The sequence below is a fragment of the Streptomyces sp. NPDC057543 genome, from assembly GCF_042801895.1.
In the GTDB taxonomy this organism is placed as follows: Bacteria; Actinomycetota; Actinomycetes; order Streptomycetales; family Streptomycetaceae; genus Streptomyces.
Map to the genome: position 1 here is coordinate 1 of NZ_JBHVFF010000535.1, position 2,438 is coordinate 2,438.

Consider the following 2,438-nt stretch of genomic DNA (forward strand, 5'->3'; position numbering starts at 1 on the left):
TCGTGCCGATCCAGTTGAAGAACTTCACCCCGGTCGGTACCGCGATGAGGAAGGTCATGAACGAGAAGAACGGCAACAGCACACCGCCGGTGACGAACATGTGGTGCGCCCACACAGTCGCCGAGAGGCCGGCGATGGAGATCGTCGCCCCGATCAGACCGAGATAGCCGAAGACCGGCTTGCGGCTGAAGACCGGAAGGATCTCGGTGACGATCCCGAAGAACGGCAGAGCGATGATGTACACCTCCGGGTGACCGAAGAACCAGAAGAGGTGCTGCCAGAGCAGCGCGCCGCCGTTGGCCGGGTCGAAGACGTGCGCACCGAACTTGCGGTCCGCCTCCAGCACCAGCAGGGCCGCCGCGAGGACCGGGAAGGCCAGCAGGACGAGGAGAGCGGTCAGCAGGACGTTCCAGACGAAGATCGGCATGCGGAACATCGTCATGCCGGGTGCGCGCATGCAGATGATCGTGGTGATGAAGTTGACCGAGCCGAGGATCGTGCCGAAGCCGGAGAAGGCGAGACCCATGATCCACATGTCGCTGCCGATGCCCGGCGACCGGACCGCGTCGGTCAGCGGGGAGTAGGCGAACCAGCCGAAGTCGGCCGCGCCCTGCGGGGTGAGGAAGCCGGCTACGACGATGAGCGAGCCGAAGAGGTACAGCCAGTACGCGAACATGTTCAGCCGCGGGAACGCCACATCGGGGGCGCCGATCTGCAGCGGCATGATCCAGTTCGTGAAGCCCGCGAACAGTGGGGTGGCGAACATCAGCAGCATGATCGTGCCGTGGATCGTGAACGCCTGGTTGAACTGCTCGTTCGACATGATCTGCGTGCCGGGACGGGCCAGCTCCGCGCGCATGGCCAGGGCCAGCACACCACCGACGACGAAGAAGGCGAACGACGTGACGAGGTAGAGCGTGCCGATCGTCTTGTGGTCCGTGGTGGTCAGCCACTTGATGACGACGTTGCCCGGTTGCTTGGCGCGTACCGGAATCTCGTTCGCGTACGCCTCCTCTTCGTCGGCTGCCCCTGTTGTGCCCGTCGTCGTCACTGGGACGCTCCTTCGATTGTCATTCGCGAGTGGACCGCGTACCCGCCAGGGGCGCCGTCTCCACCGGCCGGCCGACCGACCGCTCCCCCGCGCGTCACGCCAGATTCCAGGTGCAGCAAATCAGTCGCGGGGCCACTCCGCGCGGCCCTGCGCCCTCCGTCGCGTGACTTTCACTCGTCAGGGCGTCCTCCGGTCCGGGCCTGCGACCCGCACGCCTGCGCGCGCTCGCGATGCGGTATTCGGCGGGGGTCACGGACGAGGCGTGGTCCGCGGCCGGGCGGGGTCGCCCCGCGCGCCGCCGGTGTGACGACCCGGCGGTACGAGCCGGGGCCCAGGAAGCGGAGTTCTCTCCCGCTCAACCGGCCACGACCGCACACCGGTTCACTCCACCGGTTCGCCACGGCACCTCGGGGCAGCCCGAACTGTCTCACCGGGCAACGTTGTTACCGGGGAGGACGCTGGACGCCCGGACCGGTGACCGGTCCGGGCGCCCCGGCGCACCTCAGGCCAGCCCGCCCGTCGCGCGCACGTTCTGGCCGGTGATCCACCGGCCGTCGTGGCCGGCGAGGAAGGCAACCACATCGGCCACGTCCGCGGGTTCGCCCAGTCGGCCGAGGGGGGTCATACCGGCGACTGCTTCGAGCGCCTCCGGCTGGTTGTTGCCGCGCAGCAGCTCGGTGTCGGTCGCACCGGGCGAGACGGTGTTGACCGTGATCCCGCGGGCTCCGAGTTCGCGGGCGGCAATGGCGGTGAGCTGCTCGACGGCACCCTTGCTGGCGGCGTACGCGGAGATGCCGGGGCCCGGCCGCACGGTGTTCGCGGTGGAGATGTTCACGATGCGGCCACCGTCGCGCATCCGCACTGCCGCGTGGCGGATCGTCATGAAGACCGCTCTGGTGTTGACCGTCATCACCTTGTCGAACACGTCCGGGTCGGTGTCCGCGATGAGGGACGGGGGGAGGCACAGTGCGGCGTTGTTGACCAGGATGTCGAGTCCGTCCAGCTGCTCCTCGGCGGCTTCCATCAGCTGCCGGGCCCCGTCCGGGTCCGCGAGGTCGAGACGGATGGCCGTGGCCGTGCCGCCGTTGTCCCGCACCGTGCGCACGACCTCCTCGGCCGCGTCGTCGCTGGTGGCGTAGTTGAAGACCACACGCGCGCCGTCGCGGCACAGGCGCTCGACGATCGCGCGGCCGATACCCCGCGATCCTCCGGTGACCACCGCGTTCTTACCTGTCGGCACGGTCTCTCCCCCTCGACGAGCAGTTGATCCGGTCGTTCGAACCTACCGGCGCGGTGGCCCGTCGTACGCGATTACGCGGAGAACGAACTGCTGCGTACGCGACAGCGCGGCCGCTCGTCCCTCGCCGGACGAGCGGCCGTTCAGGCC

At 68.7% G+C, this 2,438-nt stretch carries 2 protein-coding genes; both read right to left on the reverse strand.

Features of this window, described 5'->3' with window-relative positions; all coding sequences use genetic code 11:
• A partial coding sequence (locus tag ACFU8Q_RS40995; protein WP_384465171.1) for a cbb3-type cytochrome c oxidase subunit I occupies positions 1-1,051 on the reverse strand: 1,051 nt, incomplete at its 3' end.
• A 502-nt stretch (positions 1,052-1,553) separates the two neighbouring features.
• Positions 1,554-2,291, reverse strand: a complete 738-nt coding sequence (locus ACFU8Q_RS41000; RefSeq protein WP_384465173.1) for a glucose 1-dehydrogenase — start codon at positions 2,289-2,291, stop codon at positions 1,554-1,556.
• Positions 2,292-2,438: the final 147 nt, after the last annotated feature.